The organism is Pajaroellobacter abortibovis, assembly GCF_001931505.1.
Taxonomy (GTDB): Bacteria; Myxococcota_A; Polyangia; order Polyangiales; family Polyangiaceae; genus Pajaroellobacter; species Pajaroellobacter abortibovis.
Window position 1 is genome coordinate 230,094 of sequence record NZ_CP016908.1, and the last position, 22,342, is coordinate 252,435.

The 22,342-nt window shown below is 47.8% G+C and carries 19 protein-coding genes; 18 read left to right on the plus strand and 1 reads right to left on the minus strand.

Translation table 11 applies throughout. The features are described 5' to 3' along the window. Positions 1-49 precede the first annotated feature (49 nt). The 18 genes from mrtC (at position 50) to BCY86_RS01230 (ending at position 19,975) form a co-directional block, all read left to right on the plus strand. The gene (gene mrtC, locus BCY86_RS01145; protein WP_156864972.1) at positions 50-763 is read left to right on the plus strand and encodes a myxosortase MrtC; all 714 of its coding nucleotides are present in this window, start codon (positions 50-52) and stop codon (positions 761-763) included. A gap of 57 nt (positions 764-820) precedes the next feature. Beyond that, positions 821-1,477, plus strand: a complete 657-nt coding sequence (locus BCY86_RS01150; RefSeq protein WP_075276085.1) for an HAD family hydrolase — start codon at positions 821-823, stop codon at positions 1,475-1,477. Beyond that, complete coding sequence (gene nadC, locus BCY86_RS01155; RefSeq protein WP_172824760.1) at positions 1,471-2,355, plus strand: carboxylating nicotinate-nucleotide diphosphorylase; 885 nt, start codon at positions 1,471-1,473, stop codon at positions 2,353-2,355. Before BCY86_RS01150 ends, nadC begins: the two co-directional genes overlap by 7 nt. Further along, positions 2,342-3,175, plus strand: coding sequence for a biotin--[acetyl-CoA-carboxylase] ligase (locus BCY86_RS01160; RefSeq protein WP_075276086.1), 834 nt, complete (start codon positions 2,342-2,344; stop codon positions 3,173-3,175). The genes nadC and BCY86_RS01160 overlap by 14 nt, the downstream gene beginning before the upstream one ends. 209 nt (positions 3,176-3,384) lie before the next feature. After that, the gene (locus BCY86_RS01165; protein ID WP_083604094.1) at positions 3,385-3,636 is read left to right on the plus strand and encodes a hypothetical protein; all 252 of its coding nucleotides are present in this window, start codon (positions 3,385-3,387) and stop codon (positions 3,634-3,636) included. 869 nt (positions 3,637-4,505) lie between these two features. After that, the gene (locus BCY86_RS01170) at positions 4,506-5,525 is read left to right on the plus strand and encodes a hypothetical protein (protein ID WP_075276088.1); all 1,020 of its coding nucleotides are present in this window, start codon (positions 4,506-4,508) and stop codon (positions 5,523-5,525) included. Positions 5,526-7,075: 1,550 nt separating this feature from the next. Further along, a complete protein-coding gene (locus BCY86_RS01175; protein WP_075276089.1) occupies positions 7,076-7,705 on the plus strand; it encodes a cytochrome c3 family protein in 630 nt (209 codons plus the stop codon). Beyond that, a complete protein-coding gene (locus tag BCY86_RS01180) occupies positions 7,702-10,749 on the plus strand; it encodes a 4Fe-4S dicluster domain-containing protein (RefSeq protein WP_172824761.1) in 3,048 nt (1,015 codons plus the stop codon). Before BCY86_RS01175 ends, BCY86_RS01180 begins: the two co-directional genes overlap by 4 nt. After that, positions 10,746-12,185: an NrfD/PsrC family molybdoenzyme membrane anchor subunit gene (gene nrfD, locus BCY86_RS01185; protein WP_083604095.1), complete on the plus strand. Its 1,440-nt coding sequence runs from the start codon at positions 10,746-10,748 to the stop codon at positions 12,183-12,185. Before BCY86_RS01180 ends, nrfD begins: the two co-directional genes overlap by 4 nt. Further along, positions 12,185-12,778 (plus strand): DUF3341 domain-containing protein, encoded by a 594-nt coding sequence (locus tag BCY86_RS01190; RefSeq protein WP_075276091.1) that lies wholly within the window; start codon positions 12,185-12,187, stop codon positions 12,776-12,778. The genes nrfD and BCY86_RS01190 overlap by 1 nt, the downstream gene beginning before the upstream one ends. A 1-nt stretch (position 12,779) precedes the next feature. Then, the gene (locus BCY86_RS01195) at positions 12,780-13,403 is read left to right on the plus strand and encodes a c-type cytochrome (RefSeq protein WP_083604096.1); all 624 of its coding nucleotides are present in this window, start codon (positions 12,780-12,782) and stop codon (positions 13,401-13,403) included. Beyond that, positions 13,400-14,752, plus strand: a complete 1,353-nt coding sequence (locus BCY86_RS01200; protein ID WP_075276092.1) for a hypothetical protein — start codon at positions 13,400-13,402, stop codon at positions 14,750-14,752. The genes BCY86_RS01195 and BCY86_RS01200 overlap by 4 nt, the downstream gene beginning before the upstream one ends. Positions 14,753-14,764: 12 nt before the next feature. Beyond that, positions 14,765-15,241, plus strand: a complete 477-nt coding sequence (locus tag BCY86_RS01205; protein ID WP_075276093.1) for a hypothetical protein — start codon at positions 14,765-14,767, stop codon at positions 15,239-15,241. A 10-nt stretch (positions 15,242-15,251) separates the two neighbouring features. Beyond that, positions 15,252-16,073, plus strand: coding sequence for an SCO family protein (locus BCY86_RS01210; RefSeq protein ID WP_075276094.1), 822 nt, complete (start codon positions 15,252-15,254; stop codon positions 16,071-16,073). A 76-nt stretch (positions 16,074-16,149) separates the two neighbouring features. After that, entirely contained in the window at positions 16,150-17,085 is a 936-nt protein-coding gene (gene coxB, locus BCY86_RS01215; RefSeq protein WP_075277496.1) for a cytochrome c oxidase subunit II, read from the plus strand. 12 nt (positions 17,086-17,097) lie between these two features. Next, positions 17,098-18,762, plus strand: coding sequence for a cytochrome c oxidase subunit I (gene ctaD, locus BCY86_RS01220; RefSeq protein WP_075276095.1), 1,665 nt, complete (start codon positions 17,098-17,100; stop codon positions 18,760-18,762). 72 nt (positions 18,763-18,834) lie between these two features. Beyond that, positions 18,835-19,563, plus strand: a complete 729-nt coding sequence (locus tag BCY86_RS01225) for a cytochrome c oxidase subunit 3 family protein (protein ID WP_083604098.1) — start codon at positions 18,835-18,837, stop codon at positions 19,561-19,563. A gap of 7 nt (positions 19,564-19,570) precedes the next feature. Beyond that, positions 19,571-19,975 carry a cytochrome C oxidase subunit IV family protein gene (locus BCY86_RS01230; RefSeq protein ID WP_075276096.1) on the plus strand — a complete coding sequence of 135 codons (405 nt, stop codon included), beginning with the start codon at positions 19,571-19,573 and terminating at the stop codon, positions 19,973-19,975. 29 nt (positions 19,976-20,004) lie between these two features. Here the strand turns inward: BCY86_RS01230 and BCY86_RS01235 are convergent, their stop codons facing one another. Further along, entirely contained in the window at positions 20,005-22,041 is a 2,037-nt protein-coding gene (locus BCY86_RS01235) for an ATP-dependent helicase (RefSeq protein ID WP_075276097.1), read from the minus strand. Positions 22,042-22,342: the final 301 nt, after the last annotated feature.

Consider the following 22,342-nt stretch of genomic DNA (forward strand, 5'->3'; position numbering starts at 1 on the left):
AAAAAGTAGTAAAAAAATTAGGGTGAGCTTATTGGATGTGATCGAAAATATGAAGCACTATCTCGTACGAAATCCTATTCTTATGGAAGTCGTGATGACCGTGAGCGCTGTCACCGCGCTATCCGCTTTGATGATCCATTGGCTCCCCGCTTCGCACGCCACCCTGGCGGTAGCTATTCTTTTCCTCGCAGCGACTTGGTGGCATGTGTGGCGGAAGGAAGATGAGGTGGTGCGTCAAGCAGGGCTTCAGGTGGGGGGGATGGCTCTTTCTGCTCCGCTCGAGATGTGGAGTTTAGGGGCTGCTTTGTTCCGTTCGATTGTCTGGGCGCTTGGTTGGATGCTTGTGATCGCTGGTCCTTTTATGATCGGTTGGCGCGTTTGGTGGCGTGTGGAGAATACCTTTGTGTTCTCAGCCCCCCCCTTGGAATGTGCTGAACTGTTAGCGAGCCAATTGATTCTTGTCGCCTTTCCAGAAGAGGCTTTTTATCGGGGATACGTTCAATCGCGGCTCGAACAGGTATGGTCCCCTTGCTGGTCTGTCGGATGCGCAAAAGTGGGGCCATCTATTTGGGTGACGAGTGTGATGTTTGCGGTTGCTCATGTGGTCGCCATCCCTTTCCCTGAACGTTTGGCTGTTTTTTTTCCCTCTCTCCTTTTCGGTTGGTTGCGTGCACGCCTTGGAGGGATCGGAGCTGCTGTCTGGCTTCATGCAGCCTGTAATTGTTATTCTGATATGCTTGGTCGTGGATACGGATTATACTGAGGGCTTGCGCAAGAAACCAAAAACGGAGGAGAGAATGCAACAAGAGGATAAAACGCTGTGAATCGTCGGGCTGCTCTATTTGACATGGATCGTACGCTCCTGCGCAAGCACACGATGACCCTCTACGTCCGTTCTCAGTTTCAAGAAGGGCGAGCAAGTTGGAGAGACGTAGTGCAGAGCTTTTATTGGATCGCCCGTTATACCTTTGGCGTTTTGGATATGGAGCAGGTCGCTCAGAAAGCGGCCAGTTCCCTTCGGGGGGTTCGGGAGAGCGTGTTTGCTCGATATTGCGAGGATTGGTTCGACCGCGTTGTGAAGCTTCATATTTCTGAAGAAGGAAAAAAAGCAGTTGCCCGTCATCAAGAGCAGGGGGATCTATTGGCTATTGTAACGAGTTCCCACCCCTATTGGGTTCGACCGCTCGCGCACTTTTTGAGGATCCCTTATGTAGTGACGAGCGAGCTTGAAGTCGATCAAGATGGCTGTTTCACCGGCCGTTTTCTTGAACCGCTCTGTTTCGGGATGGGAAAGGTGACCAAGAGCCTCCATCTCGCAAAACGGTTGAATTTTTCCCTTTCTGAGTCGACATTCTACAGTGATTCTCTTACGGATCTCCCCCTGTTGGAACAGGTTAAGTTTCCGGTTGTTGTGAATCCCGATCCGAGGTTGAGATGTCTAGCTGTAGCGCGAGGCTGGATCTCTCAAAAATGGTGAAATCAAAAAAAGGAGCAATTGGTTTTATGGTTTTATCTCCCCCTGAATCTCTCTATCGAGATCTACTTGAATTAGCTCTTCGCGAAGATATGCAAGGGGGGGATATCACCACTATGGCTTGTGTCCCAGCCGATGTCATTGCGGTTGGATCAATCTGTACCAGGCAGCAGGCGGTGGTGTGCGGCGGTTTTTTGGTCAGGTCTATCTGTCGGCGAATCGATCCTGAATTTGAGGTGAAATCCTATCAAGAAGAGGGGGTGAAGGCCTCTGCTGGATCCATTCTGTGGTCCCTTCGCGGGCGTGCCTGTTCTTTGTTGATGGCCGAACGGGTCTTACTCAATTTCGTGCAGCGGCTGATGGGGATTGCAACTCTAACCCGCACGTATGTCGATGCCTTGCCCTCTGGATCTCCCACTCGGATCGCGGATACCCGAAAGACCACGCCTGGTTTCCGTCTGCTCGAGCGATATGCAGTACGGGTAGGAGGGGGATATAATCATCGGGATAATCTCACTGCAGGCGTGCTGATCAAAGACAATCACATTGCTGCTTGTGGAGGGATTCGTCAAGCTGTTGAACGCGCAAAGCGAGGGGCCCCTCATCTTTGTCACATCGCATGCGAACTTGATCGGCTCGATCAAATTGAGGAGGCTTTGGGAGCAGGAGCGGATGTACTACTGTTGGATAACATGGATTCCGTTCAGATCGCGGAGGGGATTCGGATGGTTCAGAAACGCGCTTGTGTGGAAGTTTCGGGGGGGGTGACTCTGGAAAGTGTTTCGGAATTGGCTCGCATAGGGGTCGATGTGATTTCGGTGGGGGCATTGACTCACTCCGCACCTGCTATCGATGTGGGGCTCGATTTTGATTTCTCTTAGACGATTACCCGAAGCTGTAGAACGGGAGTGGCAGCAGGCTCAACAGGAGATCGCAAGGAGAGGGCTCTCTTTGGGCTCCCCGCTTTTTTGGCTTCACGAAACGACCTCTACCAATGATAAAGGGAAAGCGGGGGCCAAGGCTGGAGTCTCACACGGAGCCGTTTGGGTGGCTGAATTTCAGCGCCAAGGGCGTGGACGACAGGGGCGCCAATGGTTTTGTCCTCTGGGGGAGGGGCTTACATTTTCCGTCTTGCTGCGTGTCCTGGCCCCTATCTCGAACCTCCCTCTTTTAGCATTGGCTACAGGCCTTGTGGTGCACCACGCTCTTGAGCTGAGAATCATCCCCGCGCGCTTGCAAATTAAATGGCCCAATGACATCTGGCTGGAAGGGAAGAAAGTAGCTGGGGTGCTTGTGGAGTCTTCTCCTGCTTCTTCAGAGGGGGAGCGCGCTGTAATCATCGGAATAGGGATCAACGTCTCTGTTCGTTCTTTTCCGGAAGAATTCGCCGATCGGGTGACCTCACTAGTCTCTTTTGCCGCTCATCCCATTTCTCGCTCGCGGCTGCTCGTTGACATTCTCGCTGGAATGGAAGAAGATGTACTCCCTGTAGTTCATGAAGGCCTAGGCTATCATCTTCTTGAACGATTAAAACAAGTAGATGCTTTAAAAGGCCGTTATGTCTCGAGTAAATATGGGGAGGGGGAGGTGATGGGGATAGATGACGAGGGGTGCCTCCAAGTCCTTCTTCGGAATGGAAATCGTATCCGCTTTAAGGCAGGGGAAGTGCACCTTAGTGAGGTAGGGACGAAAGGGAGTTGAGTGGCTTCCCGCTTTTTTCTTAAGTTCAAATTCTACGATGCTTTCTTGGTCTGGATTCTCTTTTCTTAGTGGAACAGTCAACACGTTGATGGACTGAGGTGTATGATGAATCTGCATGTTGTCTGGAGAAGGGTGCTGGTGGGGGGGCATTCCAAGCCTCCTCCAGATATCTGTAGGGGGAGGCATTGCCTCTGCATGCCAGTAGCTTGGTGATTGGAATACAAGCAAACATGAGAGTAACTTTCAACAGACTGCAGATATCATGCCCTCAGCTTAGTGAAACTGCATCTTTGAAAGGAATAAGCGAGCACGCTTTGGTTACAATGGCTTTAAATCAGGAGAGAATAATTATTGAGAGGGAACAAGAGCAAGAAGATGGGAACAGGAAAAAACAGAGTAAAAATAAAAAAGCGAGAGCTAATGCAGTTCCCGACCCTTTCCAGGTCGGTGAACTTGGGTGAGAGCCGCGTGAGGTCACTCGAATGGAACAGGCATTCCAAATAGGTACATCGTATGGTTAACTAAACATTTAGCCTCGATTTGCTAAAGATGATGAAGCGCTTCCAGTTGATAATGCGCTTCAAACAGAAAATGAGGCTGTCCGTTTAGAGTTTGCACTGGATCAAGCCGTAAAGTGGATGGATAAACACACAAGCAAGTAATGGTGTCCTAAGCGGTGTTATAAATAGCATCATTTTGATGATAATGAAAAAGATAAAAAGCGGTTCAAAGCAAGGTTAATTCAAAATATTGAGGAGAATCGGCCTTCTGTTATGCTGCTCCGGTTAGATGCGGAACAAAGTATAAAATTCGAATCTCCTGATTGGTGGAGTAACCCTGACGAGCACGCACTTTCTTCAAAAAATATCTTTTACGGTATGATTATTGCATATGTGTGGAGAAGAAAAGAAAACGTGGCTTAAGACAGCGTATGTCCGTATGAATAAAATAAAGATGACCATACGCAAGAGTCCTTAGAACTAGAGGCTGATACGCTTCAAGATAAGAACAAAAAACTGACAGGAATCAGATTTTTCATAAAAACAACACATGGGGTATACTCTAAATTGGCCGACGTGAAAGTGTCGTGACTCAAGCAATTTGTGAGTATGAGGGATGCGAACCTACGATCATTTACTTAGTTGATGAGCAATAAAAACGCTTGCTTCGTTTCGGAAGCATCAACGATACTTTGAAACAATTAGCTGAGTGCAATTGTTAAACATCTAGAGGAGATAGAGAGTGAATTGATTCTTATCCATTGAGGATTTCCTGATCTGGGTGAAGCCTTTCTATCTTCTTGTTCTTCCTTATAGAAACGAGGTGACTTATGAAGCGCTTAACCTGGAATAAAACGGTTGTAGGACTAAGTGTTGTTCAGTCTCTTCAAGTTATCCCTGGATTTCTCTCTTCTGCGTCGGCCCAAGAGCTTCGAGAGCGGTTGGAGCGATTGGTGTGGGAAAAGTATCCGTTCGTTGAAAAGACTGGCTCGCGTGAGATGCCGAAGGAGCAGCAGAGATTCCCGGACCAGTTCTTGTCTATGTTTGCAGTGCAGTACGACAGATTGATCCCGTGGAGCGGTGAAAAGCCTAATCCGATCCAGCCAGGCAATGTGGAGTGGTCATATGAGTGGGAAAGCGGATTCGATGAGAGGCATCTCGATAGATTAGGACAGAGTTTAGGATTCACGAAAGAGACCAAGCTTGATGTATTTCTCTCCTCTTTTCGAACAATGCGGTCTAACCAACTGGCTTGGTTTATGAATCTCAACGTAAAACACAACAATGACCACCAAAAATTTTATTTTGATTTTGATCTGGACTTGAATCCCTATTACCTGCCATGGCGTGTCGAGGACAAGGAGGAAGCGTGGCGCATGTTGCGTGTGGCTATGCAGATGAATCGTCCTGTTCTGCTGCTCATTCTAGATAAATATGAGGAAGAAGAAGTGTTTGTTAAAGCGAAAGGGAATTGCTACACCCCTGCAGGGAAGTTCTGTTTGGGTGGCTTTACATTTGACTTCAAACCAGTGAAAGTCAATTACGGTTATGAAATTCCTATAAAGGCTCCAAAGTTCACTTTTAAATATGTCCTGGTGACAGGTGTAGAGGGAGAGTACAAAGAAAAAGTGGGGGATGCTACACGAGTGCGGGTCTTAACTGCAGAAGGGAGGCAGGAAGAACTTTTCTTTAAAGAATTGTGGAACAAGTGGAGTTGGTCGTTCTCGAAGCATCCACAGTTTCTGAATCAGATGATCGCTTATCAACCTGGTGCATGCATTATCTCGGAGCCCGTATGTAAGGAATTGAAGGTAGTCTACACGGAAAATTGTGATTTGTGGACTGAGTAAGGTAGACATCATTTCCCCTAAGAAAAAAGGAAAGATAAGATAAAAGGTTTCAAGGAGAATCCCTTCAAGCAAAGTTCTTCATTGGAAGAAATGCAAGAAAGGGAGGAGGAGATTAGACCTAACACATCTCCGCGCAATCCTAAGTTTGTAGAGGCTCGGAAACGACATGCAGAAAAAACGAAAGGGGTATCCCATCCTATGGAGATAGAAAAAAGGAGAAATGAATTTCATGAATTTAGGTAGGCTTTTTGATTCTCCTAAAGAAAAGTTTGTACAATACGGTAATCGCTCTAGCAACAAAACAAGAATTCTTTTAGTATAGTACAATCAATACGATTACAATCCATACAATGGATTTTCGCGGCTGGAAAAAAGTTAGCCTTGCCTCTTTCTTATTTTGTGGGATGACCTCTTCGCATTCGGGGGGGGTCTTTTTTGCATTTTTTTCACTTCGCGACTTGCGCACCCTAAGATTACATGTATCTCGCAAACAGCCTTAAGGAAAGAGAGTAATGAAAGGAAAAATCAGAAGGATCATGGGTGCCTTTGGTCTTGTTTTGGGATTTCAATTTCTGCTAATGTGGATGAATTCAGCATTTGTAAATTTATGGGCATGGAAAATAATGAGGTTATAGGTAATTAAATGCGAACCGAAAAAAATCTCTAATCCTGCAACATCTGCACACGCGGAAATTGTTTGGATGGACAATTGTGGCATCAGAGAAAAGGCCTACCTAATCTCGATTTCAATGATGCGAAGCAATTCTCAGATTTAGGTGAAGATAAATGGAACAAGCTGATCACGATTCACTGGGACCATGTGAGCCAGGATGACAAAACGGGTGTCGCAGGGGCTTGCGGGGAGGTTGATCCAGATTTTTTTTAGTCTTGGAATATGCCGCGGACTGTGCAAGACCCCGACAAAATTGCTAAGCTAATGCAAAAACTTTGCTCTTTCGGTTCGAAGTGTTCTATGTAAACAATAAAAGATTGCGAGAGGAGGTCCGGAAGCTATTGGAGGAACGAACTCCTTTTCTCAGTTTGCTTGGAATGGATAATCAGTTTTTCTCATCGCCAATTGGAAAGAGTGTAGAGCTTCCCATCGTTCAAACGCATTAGTTGATTGATGGCGATTTAGAGGCGTTAGATAGGGGTCAGAAGTTTCGATGTGTCTAAAAAATATGTATGCTCCACGAGGAACTAAACCAAAGAGAAGGTGGGATGTCATTTGAGGAGCTTTGTGAGCGAGTGGTATTCTCATGGCCAGGGCCAGAGAAAATGCGAGGTATCTATGAAAAGATGTTGAAAATCCAACCGGGTACCTTGATTGTAGCAACTGGTTTAGAAAAGAAGAATTGATGGGGGGCGATGGTGCCTTCACTAATTGTCAGGATGAAGGAAGAATGGAAAAAATTGTTCTTCTTGCTTCCTTTTTTTTTTGCATTGAAGAGGTTTTTCATTTAAAACGGCCCCATTCGAGACGCACTATATTTTTCTTAATAAGCACCTACAAAATCACATAAGGGGTTTAAGCGAAAGTACCGCGCACGATGCAAATCTTTTCTCGGTCTATCAATCGCCTCCCCTTTGTTGGGATGCTTGTTCTTGTTCTGGGAGGGCTCAGTATCATCTGGGTGATTTGGTACTATTGTTCACCAAAGCACACGCAGGTGGGATATGCCCCTAAGCAGCCTATCCCTTATAGCCATCGTCTGCATGCAGGCGAACTCGGGATCGACTGTTTGTATTGTCATGCAAATGCGGAAAAGTCGGCTGTGGCGATGATCCCTCCGACGCAGACTTGCATGAATTGTCATGCCGCAATCAAGACGGATTCTCACAAACTGGCGCTTGTGCGTGAGAGTTGGGAGACTGGGAAACCGATTGAATGGATTCGTGTGCATCGGCTCCCCGAGCATGCCTATTTTGATCATAGCGTTCACGTGACAGCGGGTGTGGGTTGCTCTGATTGTCACGGTCGGATCGATCAGATGGAAGTAGTGCGCCAAGATCAGCCTCTCAGCATGGGTTGGTGTCTCGATTGTCATAGGGATCCTGGTCCTCACCTGCGCCCTCGCGATCAGATCACTGTGATGGATTGGCATCATAATCCGTCGACTCCTACACCTCCCGTTCGTCCTGTCTCTCCTCCTCAGCAATGTTCCGGGTGTCATCGATGACGAAGCGTATGCCTTATTTGTTTGAGTCTATTAGTAAGGAAACTCCTCTTTATTGGAGGAGCCTTGAGGAAAAAGAGCGGCTGCATGATCCTGCCTTGGAAGGAGAGCGTGCGGTTGAATTTAAATCAGAGCAGCTGCCTGGCAAGATGGGGAGGCGTGGGTTTTTAGAAGTGATGGGATCGATCGCTGCCCTTGCTGGGGCTGCAGGATGCCGTCGCCCTATCCAAAGGATCGTTCCTTATACCAAGATGCCAGAGCAGGTAATCCCTGGCGTCCCTGCCCGTTATGCGACGGCTTATGCCTGTCGAGGGGAAGTTCTTGGTCTCGTGGTGGAGTCACATGAGGGGCGACCGACGAAAGTAGAAGGAAATCCAGATCATCCGGCCAGTCTTGGGGCAGCTAGTCTTCACGCGCAGGCTTCTGTGCTCGATTTGTATGACCCGGATCGGTCTGAAGCGCCTCGACATCGAGGAGCAGTGACTATATGGAGTGCATTCGATGCAGACCTTCAAAAATGGATCCCTTTGTGGGTCAAAGATGGGGGGGCCAAGCTCCGTTTCCTGTTCCAGCCTGCAAGTTCCCCAACATTGATTCGTTTGCAAGCGCTTGTGAAACAGCGTTTCCCCAATGCTGTTATGCATTCTTATGAGCCGATCGACCGATTTAACGCCTGGGAAGGTGGGAAGCTTGCATTTGGCCGACCTGTGCAAGTGCACGCGCGATATGATTACGCTTCGGTTGTCGTGTCGGTTGATTCGGATTTTCTCCAGACAGAAGGGGCTAGCACGTTAGCAGCGCGCCGGTTTGCAAATGGTCGCCGTCTCCGTCAGGCGGGCGATCCGATGAGTCGACTTTATGTGATTGAGTCCGCTTTTACGCTAACAGGGACCAATGCAGATCACCGAGTTCAAGTGGCCCCTTCTCAGATAGAGGGATGGGTGATTGCGCTTGCTAAGGAGCTTGCTGAGAAACATGGCGTTGATTTCGGAGATCTCTCCTCTTCGTTAAAGGAAAAAGATGTTTCTCATATGAGTGCTTTCCAAATTTCGGTGGTGGCTCAAGAGCTGGTCCGTCATCGCGGAAAAGGGATTGTGGTGGCGGGGTGGCGTCAATCTCCTCTTGTTCACGCGCTTGTGCATGCAATCAATCAAGGTCTAGCTAATGTGGGAAATGGTATCGAATATACCGAGCCCATTGAAAAATGGAGCGAAGCGAATGTAGATATCGCTTCCGTGCAAAGTCTTAAAACGCTTGTTGAAGCGATGCGTGGTGGGCAGGTTGATGCGCTCGTGATCATGGGCGGGAATCCGGTATATGATGCTCCAGCAGATCTGCGATTTGGTGATGCGCTTTCTTCTGTCGCGTATTCGGTTCACCTCTCTTCTCATTACGATGAGACTTCGGAAAGATGTCTTTGGCACTTGCCTCGGTCCCATGCTTTGGAAGCGTGGGGTGATTGCAGAAGTGAGGACGGTACGCTTGCAGTTCAGCAACCTCTGATTGCTCCTCTCTACCAGAGCCACAGCGAGATTGAATTGCTTGCCGAATGGTTGGAGATTCCTGAGAAAGATGGTTATAAGCTTGTCCGGGCGACATGGGATGAAATGGCGAGAGCCTCTGTATTGGGTTCTCAACATTGGAGTTGGGCGCGATTGCTGCGCGATGGCGTTGCCTCAGGCACTGCGCTTCCTCCCCTTGGAGATCTCGAGCTTCAGTGGGGTGCAGTTCAACAGCAGCTTGCTGCGTGGAAGGCAGAGGTTTTGCCTAGCTCGAGCAAATTGGAAGTTGTATTTATCCCGTGCCCTAAGATGATGGACGGTCGCTATGCGAATAATGCATGGCTTGCGGAACTGCCTGATCCGCTCACGAAGTTGGTTTGGGATAACGCCGCTCTTCTCAGTAAAAAGACAGCAGATGTGTTAAATGTGCGCAATGGGGATAAGCTGCGCCTCCAAGCAGGAGAGAGGGAAATTACGGTTGGAGCGTGGATCCTACCAGGGATTGCAGAGCATGTGATTGTGCTCCACCTGGGATGGGGTAGGACCCGAGCGGGTCGCGTTGGAAATGGAATTGGTTTCGATGTCTATCCTCTTCGTAGCGCATCGGATTTCTATCGAATTGTTGGCGTTCGTGTGAGCAAAGAGGTTGGTGCGCGCCATCATTTTGTCCAAACGCAGACGCATGATTCGATGGAAGGACGCCCGGTTGCCCGTGAAGCGAATTATGAAGAGTACAAGAAATCGCCACATTTCCCTTTCTTTCAGGCCCCTCCTCCTCGAGCGCTCCCGCTTTGGGAACCTGTGAAATATGAAGGGTATAAGTGGGGCATGAGTATTGACTTGACTGCCTGTACTGGCTGCAATGCTTGTGTCGTTGCGTGTCAGGCAGAAAACAATATTGCTGTGGTGGGAAAGGAGCAGGTGGATAAGGGGCGTATTCTCCACTGGATCAGAGTGGATCGGTATTTCCTTGGGGATGAGGAGAGTCCTCAAGTAGCATATCAACCTCTTGCGTGTGTTCAGTGTGAAGATGCACCTTGTGAGAACGTGTGTCCGGTCAATGCGACGGTGCACAGCCCAGAAGGGCTCAACGATATGGTGTACAATCGCTGTATCGGAACACGGTATTGTGCCAACAACTGCCCCTACAAAGTTCGCCGATTCAATTATTTGAATTTTGAAGAAGAATTTTGGAAGTCTCCGCATGCGCCGGAAACTATCCAGATGGCCCGCAACCCCAATGTGACTGTTCGTATCCGTGGGGTGATGGAGAAATGCACGTATTGTGTGCAACGCATTCAGGTGGCCAAGATTGAAGCGAAAGAAGAAGAGCATCCCATCCGCGATGGTGCGATTACTCCTGCATGTGCTCAGAGTTGTCCTACCGAGGCGATTGTGTTCGGTGATTTGAACGATCCGAATAGCCGTGTCGCTGCCCTTCGAAAGGTCGATCGACGCTATGAACTGCTTGCAGAAATAGGGACGAGGCCACGTACTTCCTACCTTGCAAAAGTCCGTAATCCCAATCCCGAGGTGAAGGGATGAGTTATCACAAGCCCATTAAAGAAATTGGAGAAAAGCCCCTGGTTGGAGTTGGTGTTAATTTAGAAACGGTTACTTCTCTGGTGAGCAGTGTTACCGAACGTAAGGCTCCTCGAGGGTGGTGGATATTATTCTTCTGTTCCCTTTCTCTCGTTGGGATTTTCCTTTTGACGATTAGCTGGTTGTTTTGGCAAGGGATCGGTGTTTGGGGGAATAACTCTCCCGTCTATTGGGCGTGGGACATCACGAATTTCGTTTGGTGGGTTGGTATTGGCCATGCCGGAACGCTGATTTCAGCAGTTTTGTTTTTGTTTCGCCAAAAATGGCGCACCGCGATCAACCGATTTGCTGAGGCCATGACTATTTTTGCCGTTATCTCAGCGTTGATCTATCCAGCGATACACGTCGGTCGCATATGGGTCCTCTACTACGTGTTTCCGCTCCCCAATCAGATGTATATTTGGCCCAATTTTAAGAGCCCTCTTCTCTGGGACGTGTTTGCGGTAGGAACGTATTTCACGGTCTCTTTGATGTTTTGGTACATAGGACTTATTCCTGATCTGGCAACGATCCGAGATCGCTCGATTACCCCGTTAAGGCAAAAAATCTATGGTGCTCTCGCGTTAGGCTGGCGAGGCTCAAATCGCCATTGGCAGAACTATGAGCGCGCTTATCTGATTCTGGCAGGGCTTTCAACTCCTCTTGTGCTTTCAGTGCACTCGGTCGTTAGCTTTGACTTCGCCACCTCTGTGGAGCCAGGGTGGCATACCACGATTTTCCCCCCCTACTTTGTTGCTGGAGCGGTGTTTTCTGGATTTGCTATGGTTATGACTGTGCTTTTGATTGCCCGCTCGGTATTCAAATTGCATCATATCGTCACGATGACGCATCTCGAACTGATGAACAAGATCATGCTCGTGACAGGCAACCTGGTCGGCTATGCCTACGGAATGGAATTCTTCACCGCATGGTATTCCGGGAATCCCTATGAGCGGTATACATTTATCAATCGCGCGTTTGGTCCCTACGCTTGGGCATATTGGACGATGATCAGCTGCAACGTGATTTCTCCTCAGTTCTTCTGGTTCAAAAAAATCCGAACCAGCATCCCTTTTATGTTTATCATTTCAATTATGATCAACATCGGAATGTGGTTTGAGCGATTTGTCATCATTGTCACATCTCTTCACCGAGACTTTATTCCGTCTTCGTGGGGTATGTTTCATCCCACCTGGTTTGATATCTCGACGTTCTTGGGGACAATTGGTCTCTTCTTCACGCTTTTCTTGCTCTTTATGCGCTGGGTCCCGATGGTTGCGATGGCGGAAGTGAAAGGGATTCTTCCGGAAGCGGATCCTCATTATAAAGAAGCTGAAGTGGAAAAAGAACACGTGCAAGGTACTCTTTCTGACACTCTCACTCCTGAAGGAGCAAAGTGATGGAACCCTCACTTGAACTTGCTCAGTCACCTGCTCCTCGAACAGCTGCCAACGCGCCGAAGAAGCCTGCTCTTCTGTTGGCAGAATTTGATACGGCGGAAGATATTGTACATGCTGCTGAGAAAGTCAAAACTGCAGGTTATCAGAATTGGGATATCCATACCCCTTTCCCTGTTCATGGGATGGATGCTGCAATGGGGCTTTCTGATTCCAAGCTCGGATGGATTGTCTTAGCTGCAGGGTTGACTGGATGCTTGAGTGCGGCCCTTTTGATTTGGTGGACAAACGGGATTGATTATCCGCTCATAGTAGGGGGTAAACCTCCTGCTTCTATCCCTACGATGGTTCCAGTTTGCTTTGAATTCACAATTCTATTCTCTGCCTTTGGTGCAGTATTCGGGATGTTCTATTTGAATCGGCTCCCTCGACATTACCATCCCATTTTTGAATCGGAGCGGTTTTTAGCTGCGACTAGCCATAAGTTTTTTCTTTCGATTGAAGTGTGTGATCCTAAATTTGATCTTGAAAAGAGCCGTCTTCTATTGGAGTCAGCGCGAGCCAAATACGTAGAAGTGTTGGAGGAGGGCGCTTAACGTGAAAGACTTGAGGAAAGCGTGCAGTCTCTTGGCCCAAGGGGGACTACTTCTTGCTTTGCAGGGGATGGGATGTCGTGGGCAGACGTCAGAAGAGCCTCCGGCTCTGCTGGTTCGGAACATGTGGAGCCAGCCTCGTTATAATGCTCAGTCGTATAGTCATTTCTTCCCTGATCATCGAACGATGAGAACTCCTGTGGAGGGGACCATTTCGAGGGAGCAGGAGGTTGACGATCCAGAAGTTTTGCGGGGGAGACTTGAAGATGATTCTGGATATGTGCTTGCAATCCCGACTGCAGTGATGGAGCGACTGGGGGGATCGGAAAAAGCAGTTAAGGTGGGGCAGGATCGATTTGCTCGCTATTGTACCCCCTGTCATGGGATCAATGGGGAAGGGGATGGTATCATCGTGAGCCGAGGTCTTAACAAACCCCCAAGCTTTCGCGAAGAACGTCTCCGTCATGCGCCTGATGGACAGCTTTATGCGACTATCTCTCATGGAGTCCGAACGATGCCTGAATATGGATCAAAACTGACTGTCTCTCAGCGTTGGGCTGTGGTCCATTATGTGCGGGCACTTCAGCTTTCTCTCGCTTCGACAGATAAAGGAGAGCATCAGCCATGAACTCTTCACATCACGCGGTGGACGCTCTTACACCTGATTCATACCGCATTGCCCCTGATCACACATGGTCTAAAGTTTGGAAAATTGCTGCTGGAATTGCAGGCGTTGGAGGGATGAGCGCTGCTTTTGGATTAGTTACCTATACCAAGCGGTTTATGTATTCTTATCTGTTCGCTCTATATAGTGTCTTGACTTTGGCGCTTGGAGCTCTCTTTTTTGTGGTTATCCAACATCTCACCAAAGCGTATTGGAGTGTGACAGTTCGAAGAACGGCTGAATTTTTTGCCTATGGTCTTCGGGTTTTTATTATTCTAGCGCTTCCTCTTTTGTTGGTTGCAGCTCCACTTTATCCTTGGCTCTCGCACTCTTCTTCAGAAGAGCATGAAAATTCTCATGTGTTGGAGGAAGATGCCCATCCTGGATTGTCTCAAGGAGATGAAGTGTTGGCGGGAGAAGAAAGTGCCTTTCATGGTCATAGTGCTCTCAGTAAAGCCTATGAAGAGGAACATGCTCATGTTTTGGCTAAAAAACTCCCTTATTTGAATTATCCTTTTTTCCTTGTTCGAGCTGCCTTATATTTATTGGCATGGGCTTGGCTGGGTATTCGGTTCTTCAAGCTTTCTGTGCAGCAAGATCAGACGAAGCAGTTTGCTCCTACGGTAGCAGCTCAAAAGCTTGCCCCTCCGGCAACTGTTCTCTTTGGAATTACATTGACTTTTGCTGGGATTGATTGGCTGATGTCGTTGGAACCAATGTGGTACTCTACCATGTGGGGTGTCTACATTTTTGCGGGCAGTGTGGTCTCTTCGCTGGCGGTAGTGATCTTGACCTTGCTTTTGCTGAGAAAAGCAAATTTATTGGGATCTGCTGTCACAGTGGAGCACTTTCATGATTTAGGGAAGCTTCAGTTTGGATTTTTGGTATTTTGGGCCTATATCGCCTTCTCCCAATTCTTTTTGATTTGGTATTCTAATCTTCCTGAAGAAGTCGTCTTTTTTCACGCTCGTTGGGATGCAGCTCAAGGATCTTGGAAAAATATCAGCTGGGCGATTGTTCTGGGGCACTTTGTGATTCCTTTTGCTCTTCTTCTTTCCCGCAGTACGAAACGCAAGTTGTCGGTGTTGGGACTAGGAGCTGTAGTGATTCTCGTGATGCATTGGTTAGAGCTCTACTGGATTGTGCTCCCTCATTACGGTTTGGGTGCATTGGCTCCTCATTGGCTTGATCTAGCCTGCTTTGCTGCGGTTGCGGGGGCTTATTTCGCAGTTGTCTTTCATGCAATGACAAATTACTCTTTAATTCCTACCGGGGATCCTCGCCTCGAACGAGCGCTCCATCATCGGGTATGAAGGAGAGGCGTTATGGCTACTGAATCCACAGAACCACGGAATAAAACGATTGTTAAAGTTGCTCTTGTTTCTATCTTTATCCTCGCATGTATTCGTTTCGGACTTATTTATTATTTTCAGACCTGGGTAGATACCGAAATTCGGCATAAAATGACCTATTCTCCTCCTCAAGAGCTTCTTAAAATAAGGGAGCAGCAGGCCAAGGAGATCCATGAAGCGCCTCTAACGATTCAACAAGCAATTCAGAAGGTCAGTCAGCTTCCTCGATTGGAATGGGGAGAGCAAATTGCCCCTGAGCCTTCGGATGATATGGCACCCATGACAGGCTGGATGCAAAAGCCTACTGTACCGATTTCTCCTCCTCTTGGAGCATGTCCTTGCTGTTCTAAAGAATCAGCGGATATGAAAGAGAATCACGATGATGTGTCTAACAAAGACTCGAACCCTCCCCAGGGTCTTTCTTTTGAGTCAGGAACACATTCTTCTTAAAGGAGCCTAGATGGCTAGATGGGTTAACATCAAGGCTATTGTTTTTTTTGGAGCGCTCCTATGGATAAGTTCTGCTAAGAGTCAGATCAATGTTCCTGTACCTGATTTTGAAAAGGTAGATGTCGTTGAACATTTAGGGCAGACGCTTCCACGGGAAGCTCAGTTTGTGGATCAGAATGGGACTACCGTTCAATTGGGCGATCTGTTCAGAGAGCATAAAGCTTCCGTTCTTGTATTTGCTTACCATACCTGTCCAATGTTGTGCACGTTTGTGCTGGATGCTGTCAACAAGGGGTTGCGTGGAATCCCTTGGTCGGTGGGGGAGCAATTCGATGTAATTGTCATCAGTATTGATCCTCAGGATACGCCCGCGCTTGCCTCTCAAAAGCGGGAGCAGGTCCTATTTTCTTACGGTTCGCGAGGGAAACAGGAAGGGTGGCATTTTTTAGTCGGCGACGAGACCAATATTCACCGGGTTTCCGATGCAGCTGGATTCTATTTCCGCTATGATTCTGAGCAGAAACAATATGCTCATCCCGCAGCTGCTTTCTTGCTGACGCCGGAAGGGAAGATCGCTCGTTATCTTTATGGGATCGAGTACAAGCCGACAGACCTGCGCATTGGACTATTGGAGGCCTCTGAAGGCCGATCGATTTCTACAGTCGAAAAGCTTCTGCTTTACTGTTATCATTACGATCCGAAAGGGAGCCATTATGCTCTTGTTGCCTTAAACGTAATGAAATTAGGGGGATGTGTTACAGTTGTGTTGTTGGGAGGTATGTTAGGGTTTTTCTGGATTAAAGAAATGCGGGCGAGCGCGAGAACAAAATGATTAGCTTCCAAAGAGGCATCTCTATGATTCTTTTTTATCAATTGGGTTTATCGTGAGTGCGAGTCCTTTTAGTCAAATGCCTTCGCAGTTGTCGTCTTATGCGGCAGAAGTAGACGACCTCTATTTCTTTATCTTTTGGCTTAGCGTTGTTCTTTTCGCTCTGATTATGGGGCTTTTATTCTACTTCGTTTGGAAATATCGATGTAGGCCTGGAGTTGAGGCGGTCCCCACAGGGCATAATATGCTTCTCGAGATGTCGTGGATGATTGCACCTCTCTTTATCCTTGTGGTGCTCTTCCATTGGGGATTTCGAACCTACCTAAAGTTGGCAGTTGTCCCTCCAGATGCCATCGAGGTACGGGTCCGCGCTTTTCAATGGGGATGGGACTTTGAATATCCTAATGGAGCGCACAGCGAAGAGCTGAAGGTCCCAGTCAGCAAGCCGATTAAATTGATTATCTCTTCAGCGGATGTGATCCATTCTCTCTTCATTCCTGAGCTTCGTATCAAGAAAGACGCTGTTCCAGGGATGTATACGGCTCTTTGGTTTGATGCGAACGAGATCAAAGAGACAGATGTTTTCTGCGCAGAGTACTGTGGAGGCCGTGGTGTCGGAGACAAAGTCTCAGGGCATTGGTCGATGTTGACGAAGTTGAAGGTTCTGCCTCAGAGTGATTATGAGCAATTCCTGCGTGATTCCGTAGTGCCGAAGCTGGGAGAAACTCCGGCTCAGTGGGGTGCGCGTCTGTATGAAACCAAAAATTGTAAGCAGTGCCATTCTCTAGATGGTTCTGAAGCGGCAGGTCCGACTTGGAAAAACATATGGAACCGTCACGAAGTTCTGAACAATGGCGAGCAAGTTGTGGTAGAAGAGAATTACGTTCGGGAGTCTATCTTAAAGCCGCAAGCGAAGATCGTGAAGGGATTCGGGCCGGTGATGCCTACTTATCAAGGGATCCTTCAAGATCAAGAAATAGATGCAATCATTGAGTTTATGAAGACCTTGAAATGAGGTTACAATCATATGAAGGATGAGCTTAATACCAACTACCTTGTTGCCAAGCGGGGTTTTCGCTCTTGGCTTTTTACAGTGGACCATAAACGCATTGGATTGATGTATCTGATCGCGATTTCTTCTTCCTTTCTGTTAGGTGGAATTTTTGCCCTGCTGATTCGACTCGAGCTCTTTTCGAGAGGCTCCACTCTCATGAGTGGTCCGATGTACAATAAGATTTTCACCCTCCATGGGGCTGTGATGGTCTTTCTTTTTATCATTCCATCCATCCCAGGATCGTTAGGGAACTTTCTTCTCCCCATTCAGGTAGGGGCAAAAGATGTGGCTTTCCCCAAATTAAATCTGCTGTCGATATGGATTTACGTGTTTGGGGCTATCTTTGCGGTGGTAAGCATTATTGCGGGATCGGTAGACACCGGATGGACGTTCTACACCCCCTATAGCCTCCAGGATCCGGCAGCTTCTGTTGCTGTGATTTCTATCTTAACAGGCGCCTTTATTCTGGGGTTCTCATCAATTTTGACAGGCCTCAATTTTATCGTGACGGTGCATAAATTGCGGGCTCCAGGGCTTACTTGGAGGCGTCTCCCACTTTTCGTATGGGCGCTCTATGCAACCAGTGTGATTCAGATTTTGGCTACGCCAGTTCTAGCAATCACGTTGGTTTTGTTGATCTTCGAGCGTGTGTTTGGATTGGGCATCTTTGATCCCCGCTTAGGTGGCGATCCGCTTCTCTTTCAGCACTTTTTTTGGTTTTACTCCCATCCGGCGGTTTACATCATGATTGTGCCGGCGATGGGAGTTATCAGCGAAGTGATCGCTACCTTCTCCCGACGTGCTATTTTTGGTTACTTTGCGATTGCTATGAGTTCTCTCGCCCTAGCTCTCTTGGGCTTTTTGGTGTGGGCACATCATATGTTCACTGCAGGCATAAGCGAATTCGCAACGATGCTCTTCTCCGCCTTGACGTTCTTGGTGGCTATCCCTTCGGGAGTGAAGATTTTCAACTGGCTCGCGACCCTTTACAAAGGGTCGATTCGGTTGACCACACCGATGCTGTATGCTCTTTCGTTCATCTCTTTGTTTGCTATTGGAGGTCTTACCGGTCTCTTCTTAGGGACGCTTGCAGTGGACGTTCACCTGCATGATACTTACTTTGTTGTTGCTCACTTCCACTACACGATGGTGGGGGGTACCGTGATCGCCCTTTTAGCGGGGGTGATGTACTGGTGGCCTAAGATGATAGGGAAACTCTACAGTGAGCTGCTTACGAAAATAGGGTTTGCCTTTGTATTCGTTGGTTTCAACATCACATTTTTGAGTCAATTTGTGTTGGGGGCTCGAGGGATGCCACGCCGCTACTATGATTATTTACCACGGTTTGAAGGGCTTCATCGTGTTTCGACAGTGGGTTCATGGGTCTTAGGCTTGGGTCTTTTGATCACGCTGTATGCGTTGCTTCAATCTCTATGGAAAGGGAAGAAGGCCCCTCCAAATCCATGGGGATCGGCTGCTCTTGAATGGCAGACAGCGTCTCCTCCGATCGTACAAAACTTTCCTGTGACGCCTACGATCACGCGAGGGCCTTACGATTATCACCTAGCATCTAAGGAAGAAGTGTTTGATGGATTCCCAGAAGCGCTTCGCCCCTCCTCTACGCCTTCTGAAGGATAACACGAGACTGGAATATCTGAAACAAGCTCAGAACCATTTTTGAGCACTTGAAGCAAAAGGATCCGTAGACCGATGGCAAATTATGAAGCAGTCGCCTCTTCTTCAATGCCTCCCACCCAAGGTGAACATGCTCACGAACACCCAAAATGGTTAGCTCATCATTTTGATACCCCCTTTCAGCAGTTTGATGCAGCAAAGCTGGGAATGTGGGTTTTCATCGTTACTGAAGTGCTGATGCTCGGTGGGCTGTTTGTTGCTTATGCTCTCTATCGCTCTCATGAGACTTCGGTATTTGTTGCTGCTCACCATTGTTTAGATAAGACCTTTGGGGTGACGAACACGGTGGTTCTGCTCTTGAGCAGTTTGACAGCGGCACTTGCGGTCCGTTCCGCTCAAGTGGGAGAACGTTCGAAGACCTCTCTCTATTTGGTGATCACGCTTCTATGCGCATGTATCTTTTTGGGGATCAAATGCATGGAGTATTCCCATAAGGTTCACGAGGGTCTTCTACCGGGCCACTATTTCGGCCATCCGTATTTTGATTTGAATCAAACAGCGCATTGGTATGAGTCCTTGCCTGCGCGTGCCAGTATGTTCTTCGGTCTCTATTTTATGATGACTGGCTTACATGGTCTTCATGTGCTGATCGGAATGGGGATTCTGATTTGGGTTTTACGGAGAAATATTCGGGGCGATTTTGATCGGAATTACTTTACAGCTGTGGACATAGGGGCTCTTTATTGGCACCTTGTGGATTTGGTTTGGATCTATCTTTTCCCACTTCTTTATCTCATTGAATAGGTTGAGCATGGAACATCCTCGTTTATCGGTACATTCATCTCGCGCATTAGCTTCCTCCTCTGATGGCCATATAGCTTCAGTTCGCTTTTATGTAGGAGTTTTCGCTGCGTTAGTGCTGTTGACGATTGTTACAGTCAAGGTCTCCTATTACAATTTTGGAGAGGCCAACGTTTTGATCGCTATGCTCATCGCTACGATGAAGGCATCGCTTGTAGCTGCTTTCTTTATGCATTTAACCCACGATCGTCTCTTTAATACGATTATTTTTGTTTTGGCCTTCTTATTCTTGGGAGTGTTTTTCCTCTTTACGGTCGATGATGAGAATACCCGTGGCCATATCGATGAGGTGAATGGAACGCGTGTGCTTCCTGCTAAAGGTGAGGTTGCTCCTGGCGGGATGAGCTCTATTTAATCGTCAATCGAAGAACCGTCTGATGCTGCTCATAATTGATTGAGTAGATCAAGCAATTCTGATGCATGGATATGGTGATGGATTGGGTGAGAGGGATCATGCGTATCGATTTCTCTTGTGATGACGAAGCTAGAAGGGAGATCTTGTAGAAATCGGCTTGGCATCTTGGGGATCGCGCGGTTGCGCAACATCCTCTGCTTTGCTCTGGAAATGAAAAGGTGCGACCGAGCTCGCGTTACCCCCACATAAAAGAGCCTGCGTTCTTCTTCGATATTTGGGATAGTAGGACAGGATGAAGGGGTGTCAACAACTCGTGAATGGGGGAGAAGTCCTTCCTCACAGCCGATCAGGAAAACGACGTTGAACTCCAACCCTTTCGATGCGTGGAGTGTAGAGAGGGTGACTTTATCTGCATGGTCTTCCTCCTCGTCAGGAAAATCGAGTGTGAGCGCATGGACGAAGGCAAGTAAGTTCATCGGAGGCTGCCTGGCTGATGGAGCAGAGGATGACAGAGCCTGTTCTCGCTTTTCGAAAATGTGAAATAAGTTCTCCACATGTTTCCATCGCCGTGCAGCGACTTGAGGCGCACAGTGGAGGAATAAATCCTTTTTAAGCTCAATGCGATTTGCAAGATTGCGGAGAATATGGCTAGGGGGGTGGGAGTTAAGATGGAGCTGCTCCTGCGTCTCACGGATAATGGTTAGGAAGTCTTCACATCCTTGACGCGCACTTGAGGAGAGTGTGGGGATCGCAGCGGCACGAGAAACTGCTTGCATGAGGGACCAGCCTTTGATCAGCGCGAAGAGCGAGAGCTTCTCCAGGTTGGCTTCGCCAAGTCCACGGGTTGGATAGTTGATCACGCGGCGCAAGCTGATTTCATCCGAAGGCGCAAGCGCAAGCTTCATATAAGCTAGCAAATCTTTGACTTCCTTGCGCTCGAAAAATTTTTGTCCTCCTAATATACGGTAGGGGATCGACAGCTCGCGCAATGTCTCTTCTACTTGCCTTGATTGATTGTTCGAGCGGTAAAGAACTGCAATCTGGGCCGGCTTCTCTCCCTTGTCCCGAAAGCGTTGGATTTCTTCCGCTATAAAACGCGCTTCTGCTTCAGGAGAGGGCGCTACAATGCATTGGACCGGTTCCCCTTCAAGGCGTTGGGTGAATAGGATTTTATGATGGCGAGTATCTTTCCGCTGAGCGATAATCGCGTTGGCAACTGCAATGATCGCAGGGGAGGATCGATAGTTCTGTTCTAATTTAACAACCAACGTCCTTGGAAAGTGGGTTTCAAAGTCCAAGATATTGTTGATGTTTGCGCCTCTCCACCCATAAATCGATTGATCATCATCGCCTACAGCACACAGATTTTGGTGATGCTGAGCGAGGAGGTGGAGCATTTTGAATTGAGAGCGATTGGTATCTTGATATTCATCAACTAAAATAAAACGAAATCGCTCCTGCCAGAAGGCTAAGAGATCCGGTCGATGCTGCCACATACGGACTGTTTCGCATACCAAATCATCAAAGTCGTAAGCGCCAAAATTGCGTAGAGCTGTTTGATAGCGTGGAAAAAGGAGCTTGGTCGTTTCCTCATAAACGTCAACTCCACTGTCTGGCAATTCAGAAGGGGAAAGAAACGCATTCTTTGCCAGGGAAATTCTCGCTGCGATAAGAGAAGGATCGAGAGATAGCTTGGTGTTTCTCAGTAAATCTTTAAGGGTACTGAGAACGTCCCCTTGATCAAAAATGGTAAAAGGTTTTCCCTCTCGGTTACACTCTGTTCGGAGGACTTGCATCCCAAATGCGTGAAACGTGCTAATGGTCATTGCAGCCAATGACTTTTGATCCTCTCGACTGCGGAGTAGTTGCCCGATTCTCTCACGCATTTCATAGGCTGCTTTGTTGGTGAAAGTCAATGCGAGGATCGCGTGGGGGGGTATTCCATATTCCAGAAGACGAGCGATCCGGTGAGTCAAAATGCGTGTTTTGCCCGATCCAGCTACTGCAAGGACGAGGAGGGGTCCATGATGATGCTCTACGGCTTGGGTTTGGGCAGAGTTCAGCATAGGTAATAGCTCATAAATGAAAGTGTCCAATCATGCATGGGTTCTATGCGATTGACAAGGAGCGAGGAAGTTTAGATAGAGATTAAGCCCCTTATGAAGTGATTATTTTGGTTCTTTCCCATTTCTTTTCTGACATTCTTGTACAACACAAAGCTATCTGTGAGCGGTGGTATGAAAGTCCCTTCCTCTTAGATGCTCCCTCTTTATTTATCTGCCTCATATGCTGAGCCTTTATGTGGAACATTTGGTAAGCGATTAGCATGTCGCAGTACAGAAGATTTAACCCTGGATTCGGAGAGAA

Coding starts and splice junctions, on each gene's coding strand:
- ctaD (WP_075276095.1), top strand. CDS start 17,098: ATGAAGGATGAGCTTAATACCAACTACCTTGTTGCCAAGCGGGGTTTT.
- BCY86_RS01200 (WP_075276092.1), top strand. CDS start 13,400: ATGAACTCTTCACATCACGCGGTGGACGCTCTTACACCTGATTCATAC.
- coxB (WP_075277496.1), top strand. CDS start 16,150: ATGCCTTCGCAGTTGTCGTCTTATGCGGCAGAAGTAGACGACCTCTAT.
- BCY86_RS01230 (WP_075276096.1), top strand. CDS start 19,571: ATGGAACATCCTCGTTTATCGGTACATTCATCTCGCGCATTAGCTTCC.
- nrfD (WP_083604095.1), top strand. CDS start 10,746: ATGAGTTATCACAAGCCCATTAAAGAAATTGGAGAAAAGCCCCTGGTT.
- BCY86_RS01180 (WP_172824761.1), top strand. CDS start 7,702: ATGACGAAGCGTATGCCTTATTTGTTTGAGTCTATTAGTAAGGAAACT.
- BCY86_RS01205 (WP_075276093.1), top strand. CDS start 14,765: ATGGCTACTGAATCCACAGAACCACGGAATAAAACGATTGTTAAAGTT.
- BCY86_RS01235 (WP_075276097.1), bottom strand. CDS start 22,041: ATGCTGAACTCTGCCCAAACCCAAGCCGTAGAGCATCATCATGGACCC.
- nadC (WP_172824760.1), top strand. CDS start 1,471: ATGGTGAAATCAAAAAAAGGAGCAATTGGTTTTATGGTTTTATCTCCC.
- BCY86_RS01190 (WP_075276091.1), top strand. CDS start 12,185: ATGGAACCCTCACTTGAACTTGCTCAGTCACCTGCTCCTCGAACAGCT.
- mrtC (WP_156864972.1), top strand. CDS start 50: ATGAAGCACTATCTCGTACGAAATCCTATTCTTATGGAAGTCGTGATG.
- BCY86_RS01170 (WP_075276088.1), top strand. CDS start 4,506: ATGAAGCGCTTAACCTGGAATAAAACGGTTGTAGGACTAAGTGTTGTT.
- BCY86_RS01225 (WP_083604098.1), top strand. CDS start 18,835: ATGGCAAATTATGAAGCAGTCGCCTCTTCTTCAATGCCTCCCACCCAA.
- BCY86_RS01175 (WP_075276089.1), top strand. CDS start 7,076: ATGCAAATCTTTTCTCGGTCTATCAATCGCCTCCCCTTTGTTGGGATG.
- BCY86_RS01210 (WP_075276094.1), top strand. CDS start 15,252: ATGGCTAGATGGGTTAACATCAAGGCTATTGTTTTTTTTGGAGCGCTC.